Consider the following 550-nt stretch of genomic DNA (forward strand, 5'->3'; position numbering starts at 1 on the left):
CCTGCACCAGGTCGGGGCAGCCGTATCCGATCACTGTAGACTGCTGGCGTCCGTCCATATACGCATCCTGGAATTGGCGCACCATGCCAAGGCTGCGGTTATTGAGGACGAACAGCTTCACTGGCAGACCGAGCCGATACAGCGTCTCCAGCTCCTGGATATTGACCTGGATGCCGCCATCGCCGGCGATGACCACGATCTGTCTGCGCGGCTCGACCAGCGCCGCTCCGAGCGCCGCAGGCAGCGCAAAGCCCATCGCCCCCATACCGCCGGCGTTGAGGAGCCGATCGTCTGGTCCCGGCATCAACGACTGGCTGGCCCACATCTGATGCTGACCCACATCCAGCACATAGACGGTCGGCTTCTCCCCGCATGCGGCCGACAGCATCTCCATCCAGCGATTGGGATCGATATCGCACGGATCGCCGGGAGGAGGCGGATTGGACGTCGGATAATCCCGCCGGTCCGTCTGCAGACGAACATGCCACTGAGCCAGCGCCGACGCATTCAGCCCGTAGCGCGCGCCCAGTTGTCGCATTCCCTTCTGGCC

1 protein-coding gene is annotated in these 550 nt (G+C 63.8%); it reads right to left on the reverse strand.

Going from position 1 to position 550, the window contains the following annotated elements:
• Nucleotides 1-550: thiamine pyrophosphate-dependent enzyme (locus PA598K_RS09780; protein ID WP_260405339.1), on the reverse strand; the 550-nt coding region annotated here is incomplete at both ends.

The organism is Paenibacillus sp. 598K, assembly GCF_003851045.1.
GTDB lineage: Bacteria > Bacillota > Bacilli > Paenibacillales > Paenibacillaceae > Paenibacillus_D.